This is a genomic window from Actinomadura fulvescens (assembly GCF_039533225.1).
GTDB lineage: Bacteria > Actinomycetota > Actinomycetes > Streptosporangiales > Streptosporangiaceae > Spirillospora > Spirillospora fulvescens.
This window is the reverse complement of sequence record NZ_BAAATD010000045.1, coordinates 1-2,202: the sequence shown is the minus strand read 5'-3', so window position 1 is coordinate 2,202 and position 2,202 is coordinate 1. Positions and strand designations below refer to the sequence as shown.

The window sequence follows — 2,202 nt, the reverse complement described above, 5'->3', positions numbered from 1 at the left end:
TCGTCCACTCGGCCATGCACCTGGACGACGATCCGCTGGTCGACCTCACCGACGACCGGATCCGCGCCGTGCTACGTCCCAAGGTCGCCGGCGCGCTGGTCCTGGACGAACTGACCCAGGACCGCCCGCTGGACCTGTTCGTGCTGTACTCCTCCATCACCTCGCTAGGCCAGATCGGGCAATCCTCCTACGTGGCCGCCAACCTCTTCCTGGAGGCCCTGGCCCGCCGGCGCCGCCACTCGGGCCTGCCCGCGTTGGCCGTCTGCCTGGCCCCCCTGACCGGCACCGACACCCTGAACCAGGGCGGCCGCCAGGAAATGATGGTCAGGCTCGGCATCGGACCGATACGGCAGTCCGAGGCGCTGACCGCCATCGAGACCATGCTGTACGCCGGAACCGACGTCGGAGCCGTGGGCCGCTGCGTCTGGGGCCGCCTGTGCCAGGTCCTGCCCACGCTGCGCGCTCCCAAGCTCTCGCTGGTCCTGCCGCCCGGCGCCGAACAGGACGGCGCCGACGTCCGCGAGCTGACCGACCTCCTCGCCGGAATGAGCGCCCAGGAAGCCCGCGATCACCTGGTCGCGGAGCTCACCGAGCTGCTGTCGTCCGTACTGCTCATACCCGCCGACCAGATCTCCCCGGACCGGCGGCTGGACGGGTACGGGCTGGACTCGCTCATGGCCTCGGAACTGCTCACGTCCCTGCAGTCCCGGTTCGCCATCGACATCCCGCCAATGGAACTGATGCGCGGCGGAACAGTCGCCAACATCGCCCAAAGCCTCCTACGCCGCCTAGCCCCAGACAAGGCCGAAACCCCCACGCCCCAGCCCACCGTCCCCAACCCCCGCCAACCAGAACCGGCAGCGAAACCCACAACCTCAAAGGCCTGAGCCATCCCCAACCAGGCCGCTCCCAACCTCAAGGCGGGAGCGGCCTCACCCCGCCAAGAGCATCGCCCTCGCTGCGCTCGGACAGTCTCATCGGGACTCCCGCCCCGAGCCCCAAGCTGGGGGCACGCCCCCAGACCCCCACCCCTTCAGTGGTCCAACCCTTCCGCACGGGGCCACAGGATTTGCGAGCCGCGCCGTTGGTGCGTGAAGGGAACCCGGCCCATATAACCGACTGCAGCGTGAGATCGGCGACAGTCAGCGGACGAAGATGACTGTCAGGGCAGGTACTTGCTTCCGACCAGAGAAGAGCCCTAGGACGGGTCATTGCCACCCTGGAGATGGGTTAGAGCTAGGCCGAACTCCTGCAAACGATCGACGCGAAACCGGTTCCGGTCCGGCCCGGCCCGGGACCGCCCATTGGAGAACGGCTAGCTGATTTCTACATGGAGCCTGGGTTACGGAAGTCGGCCCACTGCTGGGCGACTCTGACGTATTGGGGGATCTTCGGTGTGGCGTTGGCCGCGTGATGCAGCCTCCATCGCTCGGCTGACAGCCGCGCGTGCAAGTCGATTGCGAGCCATGAGGGAAATTGAGAGGCCCACTGCTGGGCTGCAGCCGGGCCATGTCCGGCGCGGATCAGCCAGGGGATGATCTGCGCGGCTTCAACCCACGGAGCACCGCGTGAGGTAAATCCCCAGTCCACGACGACGGCGCGGCCAGCGGCAGTGAGCAGAACATTGGCCGGGTTGAGGTCCGTGTGGAGCAACGCATCACCAGCGATGGGGGAAACGTCTTCTGCCAGGTCTTGCCAGCGCCTCTCCACGCGCATCACGACCGCCTCAGGACATGGAGTGTCCTGGAGCCGGTGAACTACCTTGGCCAGGCTCACCAGGTCTGGTGAGCCTGGCGCATAGTCGGCGTGGCTGCCCTTGATGTGTTCGAACCCGAGCGCGAGCCACCCCCCGGCCTCTACCTGCCACAGGAGCCGGGGGGCGAACTCGGACATGAGCGGGGCGAGTGTGGCTTCTCTGCGCAGCGACCGGACCGCAGAGCCGTCCCCCTCGGGTAGCTTCCGCGAGGCCTTGACGAAGATCTTGCCGTCCGGAGTGTGCACCGTGGAGGCGATGTCCGCGTGGATGCCCGCGCCGGCCGGTTGGATGCTCTCGATGGGCCGGTCCGGTACTCAATGGCCTCCCGGATCGTTCCCGGGAGATCACTCCAGTCGCTACGCATCTCGCCCCTGGGTGTGATCAGCCGCCGCCCGGCGAACTGCACTCGGGCGGGCAACAGCCCGCGCCTTCGTTGTCCCAGAATT

General features: G+C 67.5%; 2 protein-coding genes. One reads left to right on the top strand and one right to left on the bottom strand.

Annotated features, from left to right (window positions below):
- On the top strand, positions 1 to 887 hold an 887-nt coding region (locus ABD333_RS47330; RefSeq protein ID WP_344549494.1), incomplete at its 5' end, for a KR domain-containing protein.
- Between the two features lie 439 nt (positions 888 to 1,326).
- On the opposite strand, the gene ABD333_RS47325 is transcribed toward ABD333_RS47330, so the two are convergent.
- On the bottom strand, positions 1,327 to 1,893 hold the full coding sequence (locus tag ABD333_RS47325; RefSeq protein ID WP_344549493.1) for a phosphotransferase: 567 nt from the start codon (positions 1,891 to 1,893) through the stop codon (positions 1,327 to 1,329).
- Positions 1,894 to 2,202: the final 309 nt, after the last annotated feature.

What these genes read in the sequence shown, in the direction of transcription:
- ABD333_RS47325 (WP_344549493.1), bottom strand. Translation starts at nt 1,893, where the DNA reads ATGTCCGAGTTCGCCCCCCGGCTCCTGTGGCAGGTAGAGGCCGGGGGG.